Origin of the sequence: Neobacillus cucumis, from assembly GCF_002860255.1 — a bacterium.
In the GTDB taxonomy this organism is placed as follows: Bacteria; Bacillota; Bacilli; order Bacillales; family Cytobacillaceae; genus Neobacillus; species Neobacillus cucumis_A.
On record NZ_PGVE01000041.1, the window covers coordinates 1 to 26260 of the forward strand.

Genomic DNA, 26260 nt, shown 5'->3' on the forward strand with positions numbered 1-26260 from the left:
CCCCTGATTACCTTGAGGTCCTTGATTACCTTGAGGCCCCTGATTACCTTGAGGTCCCTTTTTACCTTGAGGCCCCTGATTACCTTGAGGCCCTTGGGGACCAGTATCACCTTTAGGTCCTCGAGGCCCGGTGTCTCCCTTTGGTCCAGGAGGCCCTTTAGGTCCAGGAGGTCCAGGATGGCATTTCGGTTCCGGATGGCATTTCGGTTCCGGATGGCATTTCGGTTCCGGATGGCATTTCGGTTCCGGATGACATTTCGGTTCCGGATGACATTTCGGTTCCGGAGGTCCCGAAGGACACTTCTCTCGCGGAGGACCAGTATGTCCTTTTGGTCTAGGAGGACCAGCATGTCCTTTCGGTTTAGGCGGTTTTTCATGGCCTTTTGATTCGTGACAATCGTGTATGCCTTCAGATTCAGACATACAAGAACATTGGCATATATCTTTACCGCAATTGCATTTGTTTTGGTTTGACAAAAAAGATGCCACCCCTATTCACTTTTTTATATCCTATGAATGCGGTCCATAAATCGTAAGTAATAATACTCAAAAAAGTGAAAATAGGTTATTGCCATAGTGCAGAAAAATCTGGTAATCACCATTAGTTTCAGGTATTAATTGTTATTTGTATAATAAAAAAAGAGATAGTAGTAAACTATCTCTTTAAAAAGGTGAATGTTTAGAAGTTAGGAAGCGTAGGTGCTATCACTATATACCATTAATTTTAAATGTTAAATTCTTTTTGAGCTTTAAGAGCAATAAACAAACAATAATCTCTTACAATGTTTAGATCCAAATCATTTGGGTTTATATCATTATATTTCCCTTTTTCCATAGCAAACTTAGAAAATATATGATTAGTGTGATAGCAATGGATATGAACATGGCGGTCAGTTGTTTCAGGAGAAGTGCTTGGAAAATCAATGTTTAGTCTATCTATTGTAAAGCTTTCAATATGACCATTAACAGCGATCTCATTACTATACATATTCGCTACACCACCATACCATCCTGGCCATTTTCCAGGATCGTCCTTAAACTCCACTGTCAGCAAATATTTTGCAATTTCAACTGCTGTTTGGGAAACTTTTATAACATCTTCTGGTTTCCCGTAATGAGTTGCACCGATATTATGGATGCCCTGATGCTTTAAACCATGAAGTTCTGTAATACGTTTTAAGTGTTGCCTAACTTCCATCGAATTGACATACCCGCCTTTTCCAGTCGTATATTGTTCTGGATAAAAGCTGTTCCAGGCTGGAGTTAAAAACGTATCAGCATCTGTTTTAAAAATGTAATCGTATTGATTTAAGATGCTTACCTCCGGTTTAGTATAGTAATAATTTGAATTTATCCTGAAATATTTTACAAATTCTGGAGGTTCTGTTGCGATGGGACATGGAATTTTAATACAATCATCTGGGACTTTTTCAAGTGCATCGTCCGTCCCAAAAACAACTAGATCGGTGTCTTTGGATTTAATATATTTAAGAGATGTATAAAGCCACGAGAATTGTAATAGTAATGGACGTTTATTTTCCAAAAATACAACAACGGCTCTTTTCAATTCCTTCACTCCTTTTTTATTCCATTAAGCACAGACTTAGATTTATTACATTTTGTCCTTATAAGATATGTCGCATATAACAAATGGTATAGACGCTTCAAATCAATAGGCTAATGTTTCTAAACCTTTCCTAAACAGAAAGGTTTTTAATTTTTGTATTAAAAACTATGTCCAAACGCCGTTTCTTTTTTTTTCTTAACCCATACTATGTTTTGAAAGTGTGAAATCAATCGGGCGAATATGACTTTTGTGCTTCTTATCAATTCACTTTTCTTATTCCTGACCATGTGGACCGACTCTAATTGTAAGAAAGCATAAATGTAGTGGGTTTAATAATCAAACCATTAATTCTAAATTAATTTAGAGGAGGAGTAACATACTTTGAGTAAAATTGTCATAATTGGGCTGGGCTATGTCGGCCTGCCTTTGGCGAAATTATTTTTACAAAAAAAACATGTTGTTTATGGAATTGATTATGATGTGAAAAAGATAGAGGCAATCAATAGGGGGAAAAGCTACTTAAGTGACTTTAGTGACGAAGAGATTATGAAAATGGTTGAAACGGGTAATTTTCATGCAGGAAATTCTTATCAGGTAATTGAAAAGTCAGATACCATCATTCTCTGTGTACCTACACCTCTAAAAGAAGACGATACCCCTGATATTTCTTTTATCGAAAAGGCTGTCGAGAACTCTGTTCCATTTCTTAAGGAAGGACAATTAATGGTATTGGAGAGTTCAACATATCCAGGAACCACGGAGGAAATTTTAGTCCAAGCCATTAGTGCTAAAGGATTTGATATAGGGAGTGATTTTTATATTGCGTATTCCCCGGAGAGAATCGACCCTGGACAAAAACTATTTAAGCTAGAGGAAATACCTAAGATCGTTGGGGGGGTTACTCCTAATTGTACTGAAAAAGCCAGGGGGATTTATGAATCTATTTTTCAAACAGTAATAACTGTTTCATCTCCTAAAATCGCAGAAATGAGCAAGCTTGTAGAGAATACACAACGGCTCATTAATATCTCTTTCATGAATGAATTGGCGATCGTTTGTAATGAATTGGAAGTAGATATTTGGGAGGTAATCAGGGCATGTAGTACCAAGCCATTTGGTTTCACTCCTTATTATCCAGGACCAGGAATCGGAGGGCACTGCATACCTGTAGACCCACTTTATTTATTGTGGAAGGCACGGCAATATCATGTAAATATGGATATGGTTGAAATGGCAAAATCGATTAATAATAGAATGCCTGAATTTGTAATAGAAAAGACGTTAAATACCTTAGGAATCCCATTTCAGGAAGCAAAACTCCTTGTTATTGGGATTACCTATAAAAAAGATGTTAACGACATGAGGGAATCCAAGGCGTTAGAAGTGATGGCTAAGCTCATTGAAAAGGGAGCTAAAGTAAAGTACTTTGATCCTTATATTGAAAGCATAACAATAAATAATGAAGTATATCATTCAACTGAGATTACCCCTGAAATTCTCCAAGAAGTTGATTGCAGCTTGATTTTAACAGACCACTCCACCCTCCCCATAGAAGAGATCGTTAAAGAATCCAAGATTGTTGTTGACACACGAAATGCCACGAAGGATTATAAAGGGTTTGACAATATTGTTTTGTTGTAAATCCTGAAATTCTCCTTTACTCAAAATAAAGCGTTAGATTTAAAATAGCCTCAATTTGGACAAGAAAATTTTTCTTTTGAAAAACCTGAACTTAAAACCATAAAAAGGGTTCAGGTTTTTTTGTTCTAAAATGTATCCGTTTACATAAATTTCAATGTGAGCATATATTTCAAAGCGGTGGATTATTTCAAAGTTACTAGAGATAATAGTTTAACGAATTATTTAAGACACAACAAATAATGCATTTATTATGTTGAACAGGAGGTGATAATGATCAAACTTCATGTATTCATTATCGGACCAGAGCCGTTAGTTAATAAAATAAGTAAGATTGCTATGGAGTTTAATGAACTTAAAACTAAATCAATTATCTACGAAAAGGTAGAGGAATCAGCAATATTAGTTCGGGAACACCAAGAACCGAAGGATATTTTTATTTTTGCTGGTCCCACACCTTTTTTTATTTCAAAAAAGGATCTCCCCTTGAATGTCATCTCCTACTATATACCTTTTAAAGGCTCTGATATCTATCGAACTTTATTAGAGATTTACGAGAAATACCATCATTACCCTATTATTAGTTTTGATATTATCGAGCCCCATTCTATAGAAGAGATTTATGAGGAAATGGGTATCTCTAGAATACCCTATGAATTAATTACATTTAAGGAAGTTCCAGTGGATAGTGATGAATTAGCTAACTATCACATAAAATTATTCAAACAAGGAAAAGTACATGTTGTTGCCACCACTCTAAATTCTGTATATGAAAGATTAAAGTTGTTAAATGTACCCGTTTTTCTAATGAAGCACACAAACGCAAATATCCGAGACACATTATGCAAAGCGATGTTAAGTGGACAGAATCAAAAAAAAGAGGAAGCCCAATTTACGGTCTTACAATTTCAGATGATTTACGAAGAAAGGGAACGAAATGAACAATTAAGTAAAGATTGTCATTTGATTAAACAAAAAATTGTAGAATTTGGAAACCTCCTGTTTTCAAGTACTAATTTATCGGATAGCGGTATCATTACGCTTTACACAACTCGCGGTGTATTTGAAAAAGTAACAAAAAGAAGAAGAGACTTTACATTTTTAAAAGAAATGAACGAACGTATTACCGTTAATCTTGGTATTGGTTATGCAGATACGGCAGAAAGTGCGGCTTATAATGCAAGAAATGCTCTTGAATTTTCAATCAGAGAAAAAAGAGGGAGCAGTTTTTTAATCGACGCAGAAAAAAGGATTTACGGACCACTTGGAACGGGAGAAACAGTGAATTATCCTCTGAAAAAAAGTAACGATAATAAACAAAATTCTCTAACTCTGCGAAAATTTTTTGCATGGTTATCAATGATTCAAAAGAAAGAAATTACCACTAGGGAAATAAGTATTGGGATGAATACGAGTGAACGTCATGCAGCAAGAATTTTAAAAAGTTTATGTGAAAATAATATTGCCAGAATCATTGGGAAAGAAACGATGAATCAAAAAGGGCGGCCCCGAATTGTTTACGAAATCGATTATACAAAATTAGCAAAACTAGTGAATGAAAAAGAAGAACAAAGAATGGATCCATACTTGTTAAAGCCCTAACCATAAACTGGGAAGAAACCTAGAGAAATATGTAATGGGTGTTGGCGTTTTCGTAAATTAATATGTTAGATTTACTTACCATATAATGGAATGTGCGAGGTTTAAGGAAGATAATCAATCTAGTACTTAATTTAAAGACATATAAAAGACAATAGGCCATCTTTATTAGGAGGAATATCATATTAGGCCGCTACTTGAAAAATAAAAAAATCATAGCGCATACCGGTATAAATGAAAGGGGCATGAACTAGATGAAGGAACAACAAAAAATATTAATCAGCGGCGAACGATTACAATCCACACTTGAAAAATTTGCAAATTTCGGGCGGACCAAAAATAATGGTGTAACGCGGTTGGCTTTATCGGAAGAGGACCGTTTAGCAAGGGATCACTTTTGTTCTTGCTGTAAAGAGTTAGGGATGTCGGTTGAAATTGATGATTTGGGGAATATCTACTCGACATTAGCAGGGATTGAAGATAAGCCTCCGCTAGTGATTGGTTCACATTTAGATTCAGTTAAAAAAGGAGGCCGGTTTGATGGCGTACTAGGCGTAGTCGCTGGTTTGGAAGTTGCTCGTTCTTTAGTTGAAAATAATATTAAGCCAAGGATTCCTCTAATAATTACCAATATCACAAATGAAGAAGGAGCCAGATTTGAACCATCGATGATGGCATCAGGCATATTGTCAGGTAAATTCGATAAACCTACTATGTTAAAGAAAAAGGATGCTAATGGCATTACTTTTGGAGAAGCATTAAAGTCCATTGGTTATGTTGGTAAAGAGGAATCCCGTTTAAAAGAAGCTGCCGCCTTTTTAGAATTACATATTGAACAAGGACCGATTCTTGAACGGGAATCTTTATCCATCGGAGTAGTGGAATGTGTACTTGGGATGGTTTGCTACGAAATCGAAGTAACAGGGGAATCGGATCATGCCGGCACGACTCCAATGGACATGAGAAAGGATGCGCTTTTTGCGGCAAATAACTTAATTAGTGAAGCCCGGCAAAAGCTTAGTGCTCTTAATAGGGATTTAGTTTTCACGATAGGTCGAATGAATGTCCTCCCTAACATTCATACAGTTATTCCTAATAAAGTCGTTTTTTCACTAGAAGCTAGGCACAAAGAACCATCGGTGATGAAGGAAGTGGAAGAGATTATCCTAGGTCTCAAACAATCACATGCTAATGAGGGCTGCGAAATTCGAACCGAGAAATTATGGGATCGTTCAACCGTATTATTTGATGAACAAATATGTGATTTATTAGAGAAATCTACTAAGTCATTAAACTACTCCTATAAAAGAATGGATAGCGGTGCAGGTCATGATGCTCAATTCCTGTCAAGCTATATTCCAACTGCTATGATTTTTGTTCCAAGTATCAATGGAAAGAGTCATTGTGAAGAGGAACTTACCACTTGGGAAGATTGCGCAAAGGGAGTAAATGTCTTGCTGGAAACGGTTCTTTCATTTTGATTATCTATATTTGAAGGAGGTCATTGCAATTGGGTGCAGCTAATCAGTCAAAACTCTCGTCCGAAAATCTAAGTCTGAATTTTCAGGAAATAGTTCCTGCTTTAACCAAACAGAAAGCGGTGGAAGAGGCCAATCGATGTCTCTATTGCTATGATGCACCTTGTATTAAGGCCTGTCCAACTGGAATTGATATACCGTCATTTATAAAAAAAATTGTTACTGGCAATTTAAAAGGATCTGCGAAAACCATTTTTACGGCAAATCCAATTGGTGCAAGTTGTTCGCGCGTTTGTCCAACGGAGGAATTATGTGAGGGCGCTTGTGTCTTAAACCATTCTACCAATCCAATCATGATTGGTAACCTGCAGCGTTATGCAACGGACTGGGCCATTCATAATGAGCAATTCCTGTTTAGTTCTGGGAAGAAAAATGGGAAAAATGTGGCGATTGTTGGCGGGGGACCAGCAGGGTTGTCTGCTGCAAGAGAACTTGCACTGCTTGGGTATGAGGTGACAATTTTTGAGGCTGAAGAAAAGGCAGGAGGATTAAATACCTATGGAATTGTTCCATTTAGATTACCGCTTCCTATCTCCTATTGGGAAGTGAAGCAAATAGAGAGTTTAAATGTTGAAATCCGGACCAGAACAAAAGTCGGTAAAGATATTGGGGTAGAAGAAATCCTGAGAGATTATGATGCTATCATTCTTGCGATTGGCATGTCCAAAGTTCCGACGTTAGGGATAACTGGTGAGGATCTATCAGGAGTATTTGATGCGATCGAATTTGTAAAAGAAACGAAAACAAAACCACTTTCGAGTAATCTTCTGGGAAAGAAGGTTGCTGTAATAGGTGCAGGAAACACAGCCATCGATGCCGCAACCAATTCAGTTCGTCTCGGTGCTGACAATGTAAAAATCCTCTATAGACGAACGAGGGAGGAAATGACTGCTTACGATTTTGAATATGAATTCGCCAAACAAGATGGGGTGGAATTCCGATGGCTTACAGCACCTGTAAGAATAGTAGGTGATGAGCAAGGGAATGTAATGGGGATTGAATGTATCAAAATGGAGCTAACTGAACCCGGAGAGGATGGACGCCGGCGCCCTGTTCCAATCAAAGGAACTGAATTTATCCTTGAAGTCGATGCGGTTATTAAAGCAAATGGGCAATCCAGGTATGTCGAACTGATCGAACAGTTTTCTTTAGAGCATAACGGTGGAGTAGTGAAAATAAATCCCACTACCTATCAGACAACTAATCCGAAAGTGTTTGCCTGTGGAGATGTCATTTATGGAAAGGGACTAAAGGGGGATGCGATGGTCGTAACTGCCGTACAACAAGGGAAAGAAAGTGCTTATTCTATACATCAAATACTGAAGCCTTCGGAAGTTGAAACAGCATAAGTCCACATAAAAAATTTAAAAGGAGGCAGGATGATGGCAGATTTAAGGATTAATTTAGCTGGAATAAAATCACCGAATCCATTCTGGTTAGCTTCAGCACCCCCTACTAACTCAGGATATCAGGTCCAACGTGCTTTTGAGGCAGGCTGGGGCGGTGCTGTTTGGAAGACTTTAGGAGAGCCGATTATCAATACTACTTCACGATTTGCAGCAGTCAGTTTTAATGGGCAACGAGTAGCTGGCTTTAATAATATCGAGCTTATTACTGACCGCCCTCTGGAGGTCAACCTAAAAGAAATATACGAAACAAAGAAGCGTTTCCCAAATCACGCAATTATTGCCTCATTAATGGTGGAGCCAAAGCAAGAAAAATGGCATGAAATAGTAAAAAAAGTAGAAGCTGTTGGTGTCGATGGGCTTGAATTAAACTTTGGGTGCCCTCATGGAATGGCTGAACGAGGGATGGGATCGGCTTCAGGCCAAGTACCTGCTCTGGTTGAAAAACAAACCTATTGGGTAAAGGAGGCAGCTAAGACACCTGTAATCGTAAAACTCACCCCCAATATAACCGATATTACGGCTACAGCCGAGGCAGCAGTAAAGGGTGGAGCAGATGCAATTAGTTTAATTAATACGATTAATAGTTTAGCAGGGGTGGATCTTGATTCGTGGAACACCATCCCCCATGTTGCCGGGAAAGGTGCACATGGAGGATATTGCGGGCCTGCAGTTAAACCGATTGCGTTACATATGGTCGGGGAGTGTGCTAGAAATCCTAAGATTAATATCCCGATTTCTGGTATTGGGGGAATCTCAAACTGGCAAAATGCAGTCGAATTCATGTTAATGGGTGCAAGCGGTGTTCAAGTATGTACGGCAGCTATGCACCATGGATTTAGAATCGTCGAGGATATGATCGAAGGATTAAATAACTATTTAGATGAAAAGGGAATTGCCTCTGTCATGGATTTAGTTGGTCAATCGGTACCGAAATATTCGGACTGGGGCAACCTTGATTTGAATTATAGTGTAGTTGCCAGAATCAATAATGATGTTTGTATTAATTGCAATAAATGCCATATTTCCTGTGAGGACACTTCCCATCAATGTATTGAAATGCGAAAGGATGAACACGGAAACAGCATCCTCAAAGTAAGAGAGGAGGACTGTGTCGGCTGTAATTTATGTTCCATCGTTTGCCCGGTAGAAGGGGCAATTGACATGATTGAGTTACCAAGTGAGCTGCCGCCGATGACATGGAATGAACGTCAAGCAGCACTAGGAGCACTTTCTTGTGAAATCAATAGTGTAAAAAAATAATAGATTCAATTTTTTAATAGAACGGGGAGGGTTATCATGATAAAAATTATTAAAAATGGAGTAGTCGTAACGGCTGCCGATACCTATCGTGCAGATGTATGTATTGAAAATGGAGTCGTCACGCAAATTGGAGAAAATCTGCCTATTGTTGGTGCAGAAGTGATTGATGCAAAAGGCTGTTACCTGTTCCCTGGCGGAATTGACCCTCATACCCATCTGGATATGCCGTTTGGCGGTACCGTCACAAAGGATAACTTTGAAACAGGTACCATTGCCGCAGCCTTTGGCGGAACGACAACCATTATTGATTTTTGTTTAACTACAAAAGGAGCCACATTAAAAAGTGCCGTTGATACCTGGCACGCAAAATCAAAAGATAAAGCTGTTATTGATTATGGGTTCCACCTGCAAATAGTAGAAATGAATAATGAAAAGCTAGCTGAGCTGCCCAAGATGATTGAAGAAGAGGGCATTACGTCACTGAAGGTATTTATGGCATATAAAAATCAGTTCCAAGCGGATGATGAAACACTTTTTAAAACCTTGATTGCGGCTAGAGACCTTGGCGCTCTCGTGATGGTTCATGCAGAAAATGGCGATGTGATCGATTATTTAGTGAAAAAAGCTTTAGAAGATGGAAATACGGACCCCATTTTTCATGCACTGACAAGACCGCCTGAAGTAGAAGCGGAAGCTACTGGCAGAGCAGCAACCTTAACAGAATTAGCTAAATCTCAACTTTATGTGGTCCATGTTTCCTGCGCAGAAGCTGCCCGTAAAATTGCCGAGGCGAGGAGTAAAGGCATTGATATCTGGGGAGAAACCTGCCCGCAGTATTTGGTTTTGGACCAATCCTACTTAGAGAAACCAAATTTTGAAGGAGCCAAGTACGTTTGGTCCCCGCCTCTACGTGAAAAATGGAATCAAGCCGAGTTATGGAATGCCTTAAAAACCGGACAATTGCAAACCTTAGGTTCTGATCAGTGCTCCTTTGACTTCGTTGGTCAAAAGGACCTCGGAAAGGGAGATTTCTCAAAAATTCCAAATGGCGGACCAATCATAGAGGACCGCGTTAGTATTCTTTACTCTGAGGGGGTTAATAAAGGGCGAATTTCCATTAATCAGTTTGTCGATATTACTTCAACAAAGGCTGCTAAATTATTTGGTTTGTATCCAAAAAAAGGAACCATTGCGATTGGAGCAGATGCTGACATTGTCATTTTCGATCCAACTGTAGAGCGTGTTATTTCAGCTGATATCCACCATATGGCCGTTGATTATAATGCATTTGAGGGAATGAAAGTAACGGGAGAACCTGTATCGGTCCTATCACGCGGCGAGTTTGTTATCCGTGATAAACAGTTCGTTGGAAAACCTGGTTCTGGACAATTTTTAAAACGCGCTAAATATGGATCCGATAAAAAATCTGAACATGAAAGTACTACTCTAACATTTTAAGTTTGCAAGCCAAGAGGGGTTAAGGACGAACGGATTCTTAACCCTTCCCTTAGGTATGGAGTGGAAGGAGTAACAGAAATGTCCGAATATCAGCAGTTTTTAGAAGAAAGAGATCTCGTGGATTATTATATTCAAAAAGGATTTCAAATTAAAACGATTACGGAAAATTTAAGCGGAGCCTATGTTTTATTTGAGAAAAAAGACAGCAATGATGAAAAGGAAACGGAAACGGAAACCATTCATATTTTGACACCTGCAGCCCGGAAGTATTTTTCCGTAAGATTGATTCAACAACAAAACCGTCAATCTTGACAGCGACGCTATGCTTGGCATACCTGGATAAAAAATAAGGAGACTGTTTAAATGACTATTTTCACAGAAGGATTCAGGCAATTAAAGAATTACATTGGAGGAGAATGGGTCAATTCAAAATCTGATAAAAAAGAACTAGTGGTCAATCCGGCTACTGGCCAGACAATAGCGGAAATACCGCTTTCTACAATAGAAGACGTCGATCATGCTGTTGACATTGCGAAAGAGGCCTTTAAATCATGGTCACAGACCGCTGTTCCAAAGCGGGCTCGAATATTATTTAAGTATCAGCAACTGCTTGTAGATCATTGGGATGAACTTGCGAAGCTTGTCACGATTGAGAATGGGAAAGCTCTCTCAGAAGCAATGGGCGAGGTGCAGCGTGGAATTGAGTGTGTAGAATTTGCTGCAGGTGCACCGTCCTTAATGATGGGCAAACAGCTCCCTGATATTGCTACAAATATAGAATCTGGCATGTATCGATATCCTCTGGGGGTTGTAGGAGGAATTACTCCATTTAACTTTCCCATGATGGTCCCTTGCTGGATGTTTCCCATTGCAATTGCGAGTGGAAATACTTTTGTGTTAAAGCCATCCGAACGAACACCACTTCTTGCTGCCCGCCTGGCGGAATTAATGACAGAAGCTGGATTGCCAAGCGGAGTCCTGAATATTGTCAATGGGGCACATGATGTGGTCAATGGACTGCTCGAGCATAAGGATGTCAAGGCCATCTCATTTGTCGGTTCACAGCCTGTTGCCGAATATGTTTATAAAAAAGGAACAGCAAATCTGAAGCGAGTCCAGGCGCTTTCTGGTGCAAAAAATCATTCCATTGTGTTAAAAGATGCAAACCTGGATCTTGCGGCAAGAGAGATTACAAATGCAGCCTTTGGTTCAGCAGGCGAACGTTGTATGGCAGCAGCTGTGGTTGCGGTGGAAGAAAGTATAGCCGATGAATTAGTCAAGCGATTATCTATTTTAGCTGATGAGATCAAAATTGGAAATGGTCTTACTGAAGGTGTTTTCCTTGGACCCGTCATTCGCGAAGAAAACAAGACCCGTACCATCGATTATATCGAGTCAGGGATTGCACAAGGTGCTGCGCTTGTCCGTGACGGACGTAAGGATGAAGCGGTGAGCGGACCTGGCTTCTTCATGGGACCAACTATTTTCGATCACGTTAAAAAAGAGATGAAAATTTGGCAGGATGAAATTTTTGCACCACTTCTCTCGATTATCAGAGTAAAGGATTTAACCGAAGCCGTTGATGTAGCTAATGCATCACCATTTGCCAATGGTGCATGTTTGTACACTGATAGTGCCTCTTCCGTGCGACAGTTCCGGGAAAACATCGATGCAGGAATGCTCGGGGTAAATGTTGGGGTCCCTGCACCAATGGCCTTCTTCCCATTTTCTGGATACAAAGATTCCTTTTATGGCGATTTACATGCAAATGGTTGCGACGGAATAGAATTTTACACAAGGAAAAAAATGCTGACCGCTCGGTTTGAATAGACGGAAGATAAATAGACGAGTTCATTGTCCGAAATAGGGAACCAACGGGTAAATGAAGGAACCTCTAATAGATGGATTACTTTAGAAACAGAAAGGACGAAGGTCGATGTCAGTAATCAATAATAAGGATAATGAATGGATCGAAAAAGATCGGCAGTATTTATGGCATCATATGACTCCCTATAAAGAAGAAGCTTCACCAATCGTCGCTGTGGAAGGAAAAGGTTCGTGGATTACCGACATCCACGGCAATAAATACTTAGATGCTATGTCAGGACTCTGGTGCGTAAACGTCGGTTATGGAAGAGAAGAGTTAGCGCAGGCAGCTTACGAACAATTAAAAAACATTTCCTACTTTCCACTATCACAAAGTCATCTCCCGGCTATCCAGCTGGCAGAGAAATTGAATGAATGGCTAGAAGGAGAGTATGTCATATTTTTCTCCAATAGTGGGTCGGAGGCTAATGAAACCGCCTTTAAAATCGCCCGTCAATATCACATGCAAAATGGTGACCCAAGCCGCTATAAATTTATTTCACGTTATCGAGCCTATCATGGAAACTCAATGGGGGCTTTAGCTGCCACAGGGCAGGCAGTGCGGAAATTTAATTACGAACCACTCGCTCCAGGGTTTATTCATGTCAGTCCTCCAGATAGTTACCGTCGTCCAGAAGGGCAAACAGTTGAACAGTTTAATCTAAATTGCGCTTTAGAAATTGAAAAAACAATTATTTGGGAAGGCACAGACTCCATTGCAGCCCTTATTATGGAACCTGTCATCACCGGTGGAGGCGTCCTTGTCCCGGAACCTATTTATATGAAAAAGGTAAAGGAAATCTGCCAAAAATATGGAGTCCTCCTTATCATAGATGAGGTCATTTGTGGCTTTGGCCGCACCGGGAAAAAATTCGGTCACATGCACTTTGACATCAAACCTGACATTGTCACAATGGCAAAGGGGCTTACCAGCGGTTATCTTCCATTATCGGCCACTGCTGTTCGTCGAGATGTATACGAAAAGTTCAAAAGCTCTGATGAATTCGGTTATTTCAGACATGTGAACACCTTTGGCGGCAACCCCGCGGCTTGTGCCTTGGCATTAAAAAATATAGAAATTTACGAAAAAGAAAATCTAGTAGAACGCGCTCAAGCATTGGGTAAACAGTTAAGACAAGAATTGAATGAACTATTGGAACATCCTCTTGTTGGAGATATTCGCAGTTTTGGTTTTCTGCTGGGGATAGAACTGGTTGAAAACAAACAAACGAAGGAACCGGCAACACCTGCCAGAATTGATCATATCATTGCCGAATGTAAGAAAAAGGGATTGATTATTGGTAAAAATGGGGCAACTGTAGCAGGTTTTAATAATATTCTAACTTTATCACCGCCGTTGTCCTCCACTGATTATGATTTGGCGTTTATTGTGACAACGATAAAAGAGGTTATGAATAAGTACTAAAGATGTATACATTTGGAGAAAGTAGGTAAAGTAAAAAAGACTTAACCCCGGTGGTTAAGTCTTTTATCATAATAAAGTATATTTTAAGTGAAACATCCTGGTTGGCAATTAATTATCCTTTCCATAGTATTTATAAGAATTTTTCGATCGAAACGGATTATCCTTTTAATCCTTTTGTTTCGATTCCCTGTATGAAGTTGTCAGTTCCATAATGGATAATTCTCATCCACACCTCCTTATATTTAAAATTCGTTGGTTCTGATCACCTGGACCAATAAAATCTAATGCGGCAGGGGAAAATATCGTAACTTTTCTTTTAACGTCCTCTAAAAGCATTCGGATTGGCTCAGTAACTATATACTTCTCAAAGGCATGGCCTCCAGAGAAGATCCTCTTTTTAACCCTCCTAACAGAGGAAGCCTTATCTTTCTTTTTATTTGTGATTACAGTGACAGATTCGTTCGCTTGTTCATTAGGCTGCAATGTTCGTTTCTCTGTTTGTACCACTTCTGCTACAACCGAAGCGACGATTCCGATTTCACGTTTATTTAACATTAAGATAAAGTTATATCCTGTATCAGATTTCTTCTGTACAATTTCTACTTCATCTGTAATAACCGTGATGAAATCCTCATTTGTGTGTGAGTCATGAGAGTTTTCTTTTTGTTTGATGACGCGATAATATGCCTTAGCTCCAATTCCTTCATCAGTGAAATCAAACGGTTTTATACTTTGTGTATGTACAAAGTATAGTTGTTTAACCTTTTGTTTACTGTTTAATTGGACACATAAAGCAACATCTTCCTTCACCGCCTTTCCCTCACCGCTCGAGAGCATTGGGACATTCATTTTCATTCCTGGAAATTGAACGAAGATGTAGCTGAAGTTTTTCTTTGGCTGTACATCTGAAAGTCTCATTCACTCACAACCTTTCCGATTTGTTCCAAGGGTAATTTCCCTGTATGAGTATAATTCCATATCCGTTTGATTCTTCCTTTATAATAATGAGTAGTTTTCGTCGTCACTTTCTTATGAAATGTGATGGTTCCTCCTATTTGTTGAGTAATTATGAGGAAATCTACTATCGAAAAATGTAAAAGACAAAAATTTTTCATTCTAAAACGAAATTTATAGACTATTCGCTTAATTATGTTTAAAATAAATTTTATATATTTAAAAGCACAAAATGGTATAGTAATCTAACGGTGTAAAAATTAATCTATTCTACAACAAGATAGTAAAACTTTTAGCATATACTTGGAGGAAGCTATGAACTTTGTTAGTACACGTGGAAACGTAAATAAAATTGGTTTTATTGATACAGTCTTAATGGGATTGGCAAATGACGGGGGACTATTAGTTCCAGAGAATATCCCGTACATTCCGGCAGAAAAATTAGAAGCCATGTCAGAGCTTTCATATCAGGAATTGGCATACGAAATTTTCTCATATTATGTTGATGGTGAAATCCCCGACGCTGAACTAAAGGCATTAATCGAAAAAAGCTATGCCACCTTCCGCCACCCAGAGGTAACGCCTGTTCAAAAGGTAAAAGAGAATATGTATGTCCTTGAACTATTCCATGGTCCGACTTTTGCTTTTAAAGATATTGCTTTGCAATTCTTAGGGAATTTATATTCCTATGTATCAAAAAAGACGGGTGAATCCATTCATATCCTTGGCGCTACTTCAGGAGATACGGGTGCATCAGCTATTGAAGGAGTAAGAGGAAAAGAAGGCATCCGAATTTGTATTTTGCATCCTCATGGTAAGGTAAGTAAAGTACAAGAATTACAAATGACAACAGTGGATGATGAAAGTGTTTTAAATTTAGCCATTGAAGGAACGTTTGATGATGGTCAAAGGATCATAAAGGAATTATTCGCAGATGTAGAATTTAAAAATAAGTATCATCTTCGTGCCATTAATTCGATTAACTTCGTCCGTATTTTGGCGCAAACGGTTTATTATTTCTATGCTTATTACCAAGTGAAAAAAGAAAAAGACATAAAGAGTGTTAACTTTAGTGTACCGACTGGAAATTTTGGTGATATTTTTGCTGGGTATCTTGCAAAAAGAATGGGTCTACCGGTTGGTAAACTTATCGTAGCAACAAATGAGAATAATATCCTAGAAGGTTTTATTCATAATGGATTGTATCAGCCTGGTGAGTTCCGAAGCACCTATAGCCCATCGATGGATATCCAAGTAGCCAGCAATTTTGAGCGTTATCTGTATTATTTGCTTGACGAAAATCCAATTGCGGTTTCTGAGTTAATGGAGAAATTCAAGTCCGAAGGAAAAATCGTTGTAAACAAGGAACTTCTCGAGCAAGTTCAATCGGATTTTGCGGCACACGGCGTAGAAGGGGAAGAATGCTTACAAACCATTAGCAAGTACTATGGTGAAACAAGTTATTTATTGGATCCACATACTGCTTGCGGTGTAGCTGCCTATGAATCATGTAATGACCCTAGTGAGGTTTGTGTAACACTTGCCACAGCTCATCCGGCTAAATTTAATGAATCGATTGAGCGTTGTGACATTGATCAAACATTCCCGAAGGAAATCACTCAATTGTTTGATAAACCACAGTTTTTAGAAGTGGTTGAGGCGGACAAAGATGAAATTACTCGTAAATTAGAAAAGCTTTTTAGTTATTCAGTTCAATAAATCTGGCAATAGAATGATACAAAAAAATCCTCTTACGCGTTTAGCGTAAGGGGATTTTTTTACTTCTCACGATCATCAATTATAAAAGTAAGTTAAATTACAACTTGCATAAATAGCTTCCTTTTTTTTGTGCATTTTGCCTATATATCTAAAGATTAAAATAATTTAAACTTTAACAGATAAAAAGCGCTTTCAGGAAGGATTGATATTACATAAAAACCAATGCATTTACCATTTTAATTGACGGTGGGATTAGAATATGAAACTAATAAAGGAAATTCTGCGCTTAGCTATTCCATCGATTGCCACTTTCTCATCAATGACGGTTACAGGTTTATTGATTTTGATGATCATTGGAAAGCTGGGTGCTGCCTCCATTGCAGTAGTAGGGATTACGAATGTTTTAATGTATAATTTATGGGCATTGTTTTCTGGTAATCAAGGGGCCATTAACTATTTGGTAGCACAAAACTATGGTTCCAAAAATATGAAATTGGGAAATCAGCGAATGCAAATTGCTTTAATCTTAGCGGTTTTTCAGGCGATTCTCTTATTTGTTGCTAGTTTTATCGTTCCTCATTTTATACTAGTAGTCATGGGCTCAAACACAGAGATTTTAAAAATTGGGACTCCATATGTCCAAGTGCGAATGTTTGCTATGATGTTTACCGTTTTTAATATTATTTTTTATGCCTATATGAGGGCAACGGGTGATACCCGTACACCAATGAATATCTCTTTAATAAATAGTGCCCTTGTGGTGTTCTTTACCTACACGTTAGCGTACGGTAAGTTTGGCCTTCCAAACTTAGGACTACAAGGAGCAGGCTGGAGTATGGTTGCCGCAGAAGGGATTACGTTTCTACTGAATCTACTTGTCTATTTCCGGTTCCTTAATGAAAAATATTTTACTCTCACTTGGGTTCCAATTGAGAGACGGCAGGTTCGATTGCTGCTTTTCGAAAGTTCGAAACTAGGGATTACAGAGTTGTCCAATAGTATGGGAATGCTGGTGTTTACCGCCTGTATTACTCGACTTGGGACAGTGGCTATTGCAGCCAATGAAATTGCGCTAAACATTCTTTCTTTTGGATTCATGCCAGCCAATGGATTTGGAGCGGCTTCTACCGTAGGTATTGGTCAAGAAATTGGCAAAGGTCGCCCGCAGGAGGCGAAACAGTTTGGGCTAGTAACCGTGTACCTTGGTTTAGGGTTTATGTTATTGATTTCAATTATTTTATTTGTATTTGCCTTACCGATTGCCAAACTATACACGTCAGTTACTGCCGTGTATCTGACATCCGTTTCCCTCATCCATTTAGCATCTTTTATTTTATTATTTAGTGGAACCAGTATAATATTTGCCGGTGGGCTGAGAGGAATAGGAGATACGACCTTTTTGTCTAGGACCTCCTTATTGTTAAATTGGATCTTCTTTGTTCCATGCACCATTTTGTTGACTCAAGTTTATCATTTAGGACAGACCGGCGCGTGGACGGCTTTTTGTAGTTTAATCTTTCTTCAAAGTTTAACAAATGCCTTGCGATATAAGTCTTACAATTGGACATTAGCAAAGAGCAAATCTTCTCCTATTGCTGAAAGCACGACTCTTCACGTATAAATAATAGGAACTGTTAAAAAGAGAGTGGACCATAAGTATAACCTTTAGGTCACTCTCTTTTTGTGTATAAAAATTTATGCTTGTCCTTAAAGACAATTTTTTTGAAATAAAAAAGGATAAATTAGGAAGAATTGGATTACTTGATTTTTACTGTAAAGTAATGTTACCATAAGGTCACATATTATATGTGACCATTTATTCACATGTATAAAAGTCACATCATTTTGAAAGGATCGTTGGAATGGAAGACGAGCTCTCCACATTATTTAAAGCACTAGGACACCCAATTCGTAGAAGAATTCTTGATATTCTAAAGGATTCACCTAAAACGACAGGCGAGCTTAATGACTATTTTCCTGAGGTCACAAGGTATGCCATTATGAAACATTTGGCCATTCTTGAGGAAGGCAATCTAGTAGTCATTCGGCGGGAAGGTAAATATCGGCGTAATTTTATCAATGTAGTTCCACTTCAGAGGATGCACAATCGTTGGATAGGAAAATACATGGGCACCGCTGCCAATTCACTGTTAAATTTGCAAGCAATGATTGAAATTAAAGGAGAAGATATTGTTATGGAAAAAACTGAACAAAACACAAGCCGAATTTTTAAAATTGAACAAGAGGTTTTAATTAATGCTCCTCGTGAACAAGTTTTCAAAGCATTAACAGAACGTGCAGGTGATTGGTGGGAATTCCGTTTGGCGCCCAAAGGAGTGGAATCTCAGTTTATATTTAATCCGGTACCAGGTGGACAATTTATTGAAAAATGGGGAGAAAATCAGGGAGCGATATGGGGCAATGTTTACTATGTGAACGCACCGGAAGAAATCCGCCTGCATGGCCATCTAGGAATGCAAGGGGCTGTTAACAGTTCTTATACCTATCGTCTTCTTGATAAGGATGGGGCCACATTGTTACAACTTTCTCATCATGCATCTGGGATCATTCGAGAGAACTGGGAAGAAGAGCACACTAATGGTTGGAAACATCTTCTAGGAAATTTATTAAAGAATTATGTAGAACAAAATCAAGGAATATAACCTTAGTTGTTAGGAAGTGAATGAACATATGGTTGACGTGTTTACGGAAATAAATATTCGCTCCCCACGTAAAGAAGTAGCGGAGTATGCATCAAATCCTGACCGTGCTCCTGAATGGTATGTAAATATCAAGTCAGTAGAGTGGAAATCTCCCAAACCGCTAACACTTGGTTCTCAAATCGCCTTTAAGGCCCAATTTTTAGGGAAAGAACTAGCCTATATATACGAAGTAGTTGAATTTATTCCTAACCAAAAGTTTGTAATGAGAACAGCTGATGGTCCATTCCCAATGGAAACGACTTATACTTGGGAATCCATTGAAACCAATGTGACCAAAATGAAGCTTCGAAACAGGGGGAACCCGACAGGATTTTCAAAATTGTTTACCCCATTTATGGGCTTAATGATGAAAAAAGCAAACAAAAAGGATTTAGAAAAATTAAAAATAATTCTAGAAAAAAATTAAAAAGATATAAGAAACATTAACAAAGGTAGCCCACCGTTCCAATTTGAACAGAGGGCCGCCTTTTTATTTTAAAGCCAAAAGGGGTTATTTAATTATCAAGAGCATGATAATCCATGAAAAATGATGGGGAAATCCATTGTGATTGAATCTACTGTAAGATATGCTAAGCATATTCCTTTATGAAGGAGTGGTTAAATGAAAAGAAATCGTCCCATTTTTAGAGAACATTTTGTGTTACATAAATGGAATTATGTACTTGGAACAATTCTTTTATCGATCTCATTGGTTTTGCAATTATGGGTTCCTTCTTTATTAAAGCAGTTTACAGATGGACTGCAAAATGAATCCATCCATGCTTCACGTTTACTGGAATTGTCATGGTGGTTTACGATTGCAGGGATTGGCACTTTTATCTTTCGGTCAAGCGGCCGAATCTATATTTTCCGAATGTCACGGATGCTGGAAAGAGACTTGCGGACGGAGCTGTTTTCTCATTGGGAAAAGCTCCAGGCAGATTACTACCAGAACCAACGAATTGGGAATTTGATGACCCACGCCGTAAATGATGTAAATATCCTCAGGCAAATCGGGATGCAGGGATATTTTCAGATGGTGGAAGCTGCTGTTTTAATTTCTTTGGCTGTTTTCATGATGGCAGGTACAATTAACCTCTATTTAACGCTTCTAGTCCTATTACCGTTACCTGGATTAACGTTTATTGCTTATCGTTTTCGGACTAAAATTCAATCGCATTCTCTAAAAGTACAAGAAGCCATAGGAATACTGACAAGCCGTGTTCAAGAATTTTGTTCGGGAATTAGTGTAATAAAAACCTATGTACAAGAAAAAGAAGAAATAAAGAAGTTTACAAATGAAAATGAATCAAACGTAGAGGTTAATAAACAGTTAATTCGTTCAAACTCACTTTTTACTTCATTAAGCCAAGGCATTGTTGGACTGAGTTATTTACTCTCGATCGTAATGGGTTCCATTTTAGTTATGAAGAGTACGATTTCGCTTGGGGATTTTGTTGCTTTTAATACTTATTTATCCATGTTGATTGGCCCAATTGAAAACATTGGGAAAGTCATTAATCTCCTGCAGCAAGGAAAAGCCGCAGATCAGCGAATCCGTGAAGTGTTATCAACTGAACCGGATATAAAAGATGAGGAAGGGACGATACCTTTAACTCTGGTAAAAGGGGATATTAGGATAAAAGACTTATCTTTTAACTATCCAAGAAATAAAGACCATGTTTTAAAGAACATTAACATTACCATTCCAAAAGGAACAAGTTTGGCCATTGTTGGGAAAGTAGGCAGTGGAAAATCAACCCTAGTCCAATTACTATTACGATTATACAATCCCCCCAAAAACTCCATCTATATTGATCAGCATGATATTAGAAAGATCCCGTTAAAAACATTACGGTCTTCAATTGCTTATGTCCCGCAAGACAATTTTTTATTTTCCTCGACAATAAAAGAGAATATTGCCTTTGACCCCTATCCCTACTTGGATGAGGAAGTTGTTCATGCTGCCAGATCAGCCCAAATTTATTCTGATATTATGGAGCTTCCTAATCGATTTGATACAGAATTAGGTGAAAGGGGCCTCTCGTTATCTGGTGGTCAAAGGCAGCGTGTCAGTATTGCAAGGGCATTAATTAAACCTTCACCTATTATCATTTTTGATGACAGCCTTTCCGCTGTAGATTCAAAAACAGAAACAAATATATTAAATACACTCCGTACAGAAATGAAAGGACGGACCTCCATCATTATTAGTCATCGCATCTCTACCATCCAAGAAGCAGATCAAATTATTGTCCTTGATCAAGGAGAAATTGTGGAAAGGGGTACACATCTGTCTCTTTTAAAGGAAGATGGTATTTATAAAAAAATGTACTCCCAGCAAACAACGGAACTGACATTCATTCAGGCAAAGTTACCATCCATTCAAGAGAGAAAAATTCTTATTAAAAGGAGGAGGTAATGATTCGAAATATAAAAGAGGGAAACCATCCTAAAATTGGTGATACGCAATTAGCAGTTGGCATGCTCACATTTGCAAAACCCTATTGGAAACTCCTTTTATTTTCCATTCTATTAACTGGCTGTATTGTGGCAGCGAGCTTAGCTCAGCCCTTTATACTTAAAGTTGCGATCGATTCAAATATTAATGGATTATTTGATCCAATGCTTTCTGTCCAGAAGTCAAAGGCCAATCATATAAAAGAACAATTAGACCAAAAGGAAATCCCATATAAGGAAATAGCCATCTTGGATGATACCGTTTATTTTCGATTAGATCCATCAGCAGCTTCCATTGAACCTGATGCAGGCGCAGAGGAAGCATCCATCCTATCTTTAAAAAATTCCTATTATCTTGTACATGGATGGAACAAAGGATTCAACCAGGGAGAACGCTATCAATTGAATCATAGCCATACTAAAATTAAGATTGGTGGTTATTCTTATCCGATTACTCATTTATCCTCTAATGCAGTTAGTAAGTTTAGGACAAATGATTATCAGGGGCTGATTTATCTAGGACTCCTGTACTTTTTGTTGATCACCGGTTCTTCGATTTGTACTTATTTTCAAAATAACACCCTTCAATTTACTGGACAGTATGTAATTTATGATTTTCGGCAGGCCATTTTCTTGAATTTTTCCCAGCTGCAGATGTCTTTTTATCGGCAAAATCCGATTGGAAGATTAGTAACCAGGATTACCCATGATGTCGAATCCCTCAATCAGCTGTATTCACAAGTCATTGTTAATCTAGTAAAAGAGGTACTCATTTTAATGGGTATTCTTGTCATGATGTTATATATGAGTGTAAAACTAACCCTAATTTGCTTCTTAGTTATTCCTGTCATCGGAGTGGTTACCTTTTATTTCAAAAGAGTATTGCGTACCTCACAAAGGAACCTTCGTATGATTCTTTCAAAACTTCTTTCTTTTCTACAAGAAAATCTCTCTGGCATGAGTGTGATTCAAATTTTTGCTCGTGAAAGAAAACAATTGGCCATGTTTAATGATTTAAATGAAACACACTATAAAGCAGGAATGCGTCAAACCATCATCAATTCTATCTTTAACCCTTCTATTGGTCTTTTTGGAAATATTTCTCTTTCGCTATTAGTTTGGTTTGGAGGAAGAAATGTAATAGACGGGAGTATTACCTTTGGAACAGTATATGCATTTACCCATTATGTCAGGCAGTTTTTCGAACCGCTTAGAAGTCTGGCAGACAGGTTCAACCAAATACAGGCAGCTCTGGCATCAGCTGAACGAATATTCGAGACACTTGAAACTAAGCCAAACATATTGAATCCTGTAGAGCCTAAAAGACTTCCAGAAAAGGTTAATGGGCATATCGTGTTTCAAAATGTTTGGTTTGCCTATCAAAATGAGGATTGGGTATTAAAGGATATTCACTTTACGGTAAATAAAGGAGAGACAGTTGGAATTGTTGGGGCGACAGGAGCTGGAAAAAGCTCAATCATTCAACTAATGAACCGGTTTTATGATCATCAAAAGGGAATCATCTCCCTAGATGACATGAATATTAAAGAGGTTCATTTAAACGATTTGAGAAAACACATTGGAATCATCCAACAAGATCCTTTTGTTTTTTCAGGCACCGTCATGGAAAATATTCGGTTAAATCATTGGCATGTCAGTGATGGAGACATCATAAGAGCAGCCAAATCTGTGAATATTGATTCCTTTTTTAAAAGGCTGCCTCAAGGCTATGAAACTATGCTCGGAGAGGAAGGAACAGTATTATCTGCCGGCCAGAAACAGCTGCTCGCATTTTTAAGAGCGATGATTGCTGATAATGATGTATTAATTCTGGATGAAGCAACAGCAAATATCGATACAGAAACAGAACAGGCTGTTCAAGATACGTTAAGGAAGATTTCGAAGAACCGAACAACGATAATCATCGCTCATCGGCTCTCCACCATACAGCATGCAGATAAAATCATCGTTTTAGATAAAGGAAGAATTGTAGAGATGGGGGATCATCATCAGCTGCTAAGGAACAAATCCGCTTATTATCATTTATGTCTTAATCAGAGAAAAGGGGAGCGGGTGAAGGTGAAAATTTAAGTAGTTCTTTTTTGAAGAAAAATCAAAAGGATGGTTATTATTCAGTTAAACCATCCTTTTGTATTGGAGAAAAAGGGAATGTTTTTTGTTCATCACTAAACTGAGTAGGTGCGACCCCAACGACCTTTTTAAAAATTCGGCTGAAATAAAGTTCATCATCATATCCGACATTTTGACTCACCTCTTTAATCCGTATATCCGAATGAGCCAAAAGTTCCTTTGCCCGATCGATCCGTAAATGAGTTAAATATTCAATGGGACTGTAGCCAACATTTTTTTTAAAGAGCCTAGAGTAGTGACTTTTACTTAAGCCTGCCATCTTTGCCAAGTCATCTAATGTTATAGGCTGATGATAATGTTTACTGATATATTCAATCGTTTCCTCAATCACTTGACTGCTATCCCCTGATATAGTTTGAGCATGAAAGTCGTGAATGAAGGTAAGTAAGAGTTCCTGAAAGAGAATTTTTTGTTTAAAGGCAGTGGTGGCTCCTCTTCGTTTAGACAAAGAATTGATTTCTTCTAATAAGAGAACAACTCCTGTGTTATTTTTTATCGTATAAACTCCGTGTAATGGAAAAGTTAACTCCTGTGGAAGTTTAAAGTGCCACTGATCTTTCTTCTCAAAGGCTCCTGCATGAGTAAACCGGATAAAATAAAACTCAAGCGGTTCTGTTGAGGAAGTTTTTTTATCGCAAATCATACCAGGAGTAAAAACGATCAGTTTTCCAGGTGAGAGGGTATATTTTTTGCCATTGATCACAATTTCCCCATTTCCTTTTGTAATAAACCAAAGAGAATGATATAAAGGCTTCTTTCCCTTCTTTATCCAATTTGGCGGACATGATTTATACCCTGCTAACAAGATGGAAAATGTTAGCTCATTTAGTGTGGCAGCAAGATAGCCAAGTTCCATAAAATTAGCATCACATCCTTTACCGATAGATTACTAATTTTTATATTCAATAATTATAAAAATATACTTGGCACTTTAATGGATGGTATATGCTGGAGATTTCTTTTATTCAAACTAAGCCGGTTAAAAGCCGGCTTAGTTTTTTATTTTTTTAGTGGTGGATTATTGACATCTACATGGAACGGAAGAAGACTATTCGATTCTTCTTCTCCATAGAATTGTTCCTGGATTTTCTGATTAGCCTCTTCAGAATCAGAGCTTACTTCAGCAGAAGCCCTCGCATCCAAGTCTTTAAACTTTTCAGCAAGAGAAAGATTTGCTTCTTCTGCCGCTTTTTTGTTTTGATTATTTGTCACAAGTATCCCTCTTTTATAAATTAAACTTTTTAATGATAATTTTTGTTCATTAACTAATATTTTATTTTTATAAAAAATACATACACCTCAAATTTTTCATTATTCTTGTTCGTATAAGATGGAAGGTTTATAAAAAACTCCAATTAAAAAATATAATAAATCATTCTTAAAAAGGAATGATATACAAGAGAAAAAATTTTTTCTACATAGAACTAATCCTTACATCGAATTCTACAAGTTAACATCTCAACGTTCTTGATGAAAATGTAAGTTAGACTATGATTTATTACCACATTTATAGGAGGAATCACCGAAATGAAAAATTTTAAAAAATTTAGCCTATTGATGACAATCGTAGCTCTAATGGTATTTGTTGCTGCTTGTGGCGGAGGTACAAAAGATACTAACAAAGACACTGCTGATAAAGGTGGTAAAGAAGTTTCCGGCTCTATAGTTGTTTCAGGTTCAACAGCGATGCAGCCACTTGTAGCTGCTGCTGCGGAACAATTTATGGCGGATAATCCGAAGGTTGATATTCAGGTGAATGCAGGTGGATCCGGTACTGGTTTATCACAAGTCGCTGAAGGATCTGTTCAAATTGGAAATTCGGATGTATTTGCAGAAGAAAAAGAAGGAATTCCGGCTGACCAATTAGTGGACCATAAAGTAGCAGTAGTGGGCATCACTGCAGCCGTTAACCCAGATGTCGGTATTAAAGACATCTCAAAAGATAATCTCATCAAAGTTTTTACGGGTAAGATTACAAATTGGAAAGACGTGGGCGGTAAGGATCAAAAAATCGTATTAGTTAATCGCCCTGATGCTTCAGGAACCCGTGCCGTTTTTAATAAATTTGGTCTAAATGGCGCAACTCCTGCGGAAGGGATTACAGAAGATTCTTCAAATACTGTTAAAAAAATCATCAATGAAACCGCAGGAGCCGTTGGTTATTTGGCCTTCTCTTATTTTACAGACGATAAGGTAACCCCACTATCTATCGATGGTGTAGAACCAACTGATGAGAACGTACAATCAGGTAAATTCCCAATATGGGCATACGAACATTCGTATACAAAGGGAGAACCAAGCGGTGCGGCGAAAGCCTTTTTAGATTATTTAATGTCAGACAATGTTCAAAACAACTTATTAAAAGCCCAAGGGTATCTACCTGTAACAAAAATGAAAGTAGAACGAGATGCAAAAGGAAATCAAACAAATAAATAATGAACAGATTAGATTTGTTAAAAGGGTAAATGTGATAAATGCGCATTTACCCTTATGAATGAATAAGGGGTGATGGA

Annotated in this window: 21 protein-coding genes; 16 read left to right on the top strand and 5 right to left on the bottom strand. The window is 38.0% G+C overall.

From position 1 onward, the window contains the following. Both CVD27_RS28990 and CVD27_RS09930 read right to left on the bottom strand, forming a co-directional pair. On the bottom strand, positions 1–377 hold a 377-nt coding region (locus CVD27_RS28990; protein ID WP_219621294.1), incomplete at its 3' end, for a hypothetical protein. Between the two features lie 347 nt (positions 378–724). Beyond that, a complete protein-coding gene (locus CVD27_RS09930; RefSeq protein ID WP_101647751.1) occupies positions 725–1567 on the bottom strand; it encodes a DUF7164 domain-containing protein in 843 nt (280 codons plus the stop codon). A gap of 381 nt (positions 1568–1948) precedes the next feature. On the opposite strand from CVD27_RS09930, the gene CVD27_RS09935 reads away from it, so the two are divergent. The 9 genes from CVD27_RS09935 to CVD27_RS09975 all read left to right on the top strand — a co-directional run bounded on the left by CVD27_RS09935 (position 1949) and on the right by CVD27_RS09975 (position 13761). Beyond that, positions 1949–3208: a nucleotide sugar dehydrogenase gene (locus CVD27_RS09935; RefSeq protein ID WP_101647752.1), complete on the top strand. Its 1260-nt coding sequence runs from the start codon at positions 1949–1951 to the stop codon at positions 3206–3208. A 270-nt stretch (positions 3209–3478) separates the two neighbouring features. After that, positions 3479–4807 carry a hypothetical protein gene (locus CVD27_RS09940; RefSeq protein ID WP_101647753.1) on the top strand — a complete coding sequence of 443 codons (1329 nt, stop codon included), beginning with the start codon at positions 3479–3481 and terminating at the stop codon, positions 4805–4807. A gap of 251 nt (positions 4808–5058) precedes the next feature. Then, positions 5059–6285: a Zn-dependent hydrolase gene (locus CVD27_RS09945; RefSeq protein WP_101647754.1), complete on the top strand. Its 1227-nt coding sequence runs from the start codon at positions 5059–5061 to the stop codon at positions 6283–6285. 29 nt (positions 6286–6314) lie between these two features. After that, a complete protein-coding gene (locus CVD27_RS09950) occupies positions 6315–7691 on the top strand; it encodes an NAD(P)-dependent oxidoreductase (protein WP_101647755.1) in 1377 nt (458 codons plus the stop codon). Positions 7692–7724: 33 nt separating this feature from the next. Next, a complete protein-coding gene (gene preA / locus CVD27_RS09955) occupies positions 7725–9011 on the top strand; it encodes an NAD-dependent dihydropyrimidine dehydrogenase subunit PreA (RefSeq protein ID WP_101647756.1) in 1287 nt (428 codons plus the stop codon). Between the two features lie 36 nt (positions 9012–9047). After that, positions 9048–10469, top strand: coding sequence for a dihydropyrimidinase (gene hydA / locus CVD27_RS09960; RefSeq protein ID WP_101647757.1), 1422 nt, complete (start codon positions 9048–9050; stop codon positions 10467–10469). Positions 10470–10529: 60 nt separating this feature from the next. Then, complete coding sequence (locus tag CVD27_RS09965; RefSeq protein ID WP_374703061.1) at positions 10530–10781, top strand: hypothetical protein; 252 nt, start codon at positions 10530–10532, stop codon at positions 10779–10781. Positions 10782–10832: 51 nt separating this feature from the next. Continuing rightward, positions 10833–12299 carry a CoA-acylating methylmalonate-semialdehyde dehydrogenase gene (locus tag CVD27_RS09970; protein ID WP_101647759.1) on the top strand — a complete coding sequence of 489 codons (1467 nt, stop codon included), beginning with the start codon at positions 10833–10835 and terminating at the stop codon, positions 12297–12299. 106 nt (positions 12300–12405) lie between these two features. Further along, positions 12406–13761 carry an aspartate aminotransferase family protein gene (locus CVD27_RS09975; protein ID WP_101647760.1) on the top strand — a complete coding sequence of 452 codons (1356 nt, stop codon included), beginning with the start codon at positions 12406–12408 and terminating at the stop codon, positions 13759–13761. 222 nt (positions 13762–13983) lie between these two features. Here CVD27_RS09975 and CVD27_RS09980 read toward each other — a convergent pair whose 3' ends face one another. After that, complete coding sequence (locus tag CVD27_RS09980) at positions 13984–14679, bottom strand: hypothetical protein (protein WP_101647761.1); 696 nt, start codon at positions 14677–14679, stop codon at positions 13984–13986. Between the two features lie 351 nt (positions 14680–15030). Between CVD27_RS09980 and thrC the strand changes: the two genes are divergently transcribed. The 6 genes from thrC to CVD27_RS10010 all read left to right on the top strand — a co-directional run bounded on the left by thrC (position 15031) and on the right by CVD27_RS10010 (position 23687). Next, complete coding sequence (gene thrC / locus CVD27_RS09985; protein ID WP_101647762.1) at positions 15031–16434, top strand: threonine synthase; 1404 nt, start codon at positions 15031–15033, stop codon at positions 16432–16434. Between the two features lie 259 nt (positions 16435–16693). Continuing rightward, positions 16694–18055, top strand: coding sequence for an MATE family efflux transporter (locus tag CVD27_RS09990; RefSeq protein ID WP_101647763.1), 1362 nt, complete (start codon positions 16694–16696; stop codon positions 18053–18055). Between the two features lie 241 nt (positions 18056–18296). Then, on the top strand, positions 18297–19097 hold the full coding sequence (locus CVD27_RS09995; protein WP_101647764.1) for a helix-turn-helix domain-containing protein: 801 nt from the start codon (positions 18297–18299) through the stop codon (positions 19095–19097). A gap of 16 nt (positions 19098–19113) precedes the next feature. Beyond that, on the top strand, positions 19114–19563 hold the full coding sequence (locus tag CVD27_RS10000; protein WP_257984319.1) for an SRPBCC family protein: 450 nt from the start codon (positions 19114–19116) through the stop codon (positions 19561–19563). A 195-nt stretch (positions 19564–19758) separates the two neighbouring features. After that, on the top strand, positions 19759–21558 hold the full coding sequence (locus CVD27_RS10005; protein WP_101647766.1) for an ABC transporter ATP-binding protein: 1800 nt from the start codon (positions 19759–19761) through the stop codon (positions 21556–21558). After that, the gene (locus CVD27_RS10010; protein WP_101647767.1) at positions 21558–23687 is read left to right on the top strand and encodes an ABC transporter ATP-binding protein; all 2130 of its coding nucleotides are present in this window, start codon (positions 21558–21560) and stop codon (positions 23685–23687) included. The genes CVD27_RS10005 and CVD27_RS10010 overlap by 1 nt, the downstream gene beginning before the upstream one ends. Positions 23688–23724: 37 nt before the next feature. Here the strand turns inward: CVD27_RS10010 and CVD27_RS10015 are convergent, their stop codons facing one another. Both CVD27_RS10015 and CVD27_RS10020 read right to left on the bottom strand, forming a co-directional pair. Next, complete coding sequence (locus tag CVD27_RS10015; protein ID WP_101647768.1) at positions 23725–24603, bottom strand: AraC family transcriptional regulator; 879 nt, start codon at positions 24601–24603, stop codon at positions 23725–23727. A gap of 143 nt (positions 24604–24746) precedes the next feature. Next, entirely contained in the window at positions 24747–24959 is a 213-nt protein-coding gene (locus CVD27_RS10020; RefSeq protein ID WP_101647769.1) for a hypothetical protein, read from the bottom strand. A gap of 315 nt (positions 24960–25274) precedes the next feature. Here CVD27_RS10020 and CVD27_RS10025 point away from each other — a divergent pair, with 315 nt between their 5' ends. Then, complete coding sequence (locus CVD27_RS10025) at positions 25275–26183, top strand: phosphate ABC transporter substrate-binding protein (protein WP_101647770.1); 909 nt, start codon at positions 25275–25277, stop codon at positions 26181–26183. Positions 26184–26260: the final 77 nt, after the last annotated feature.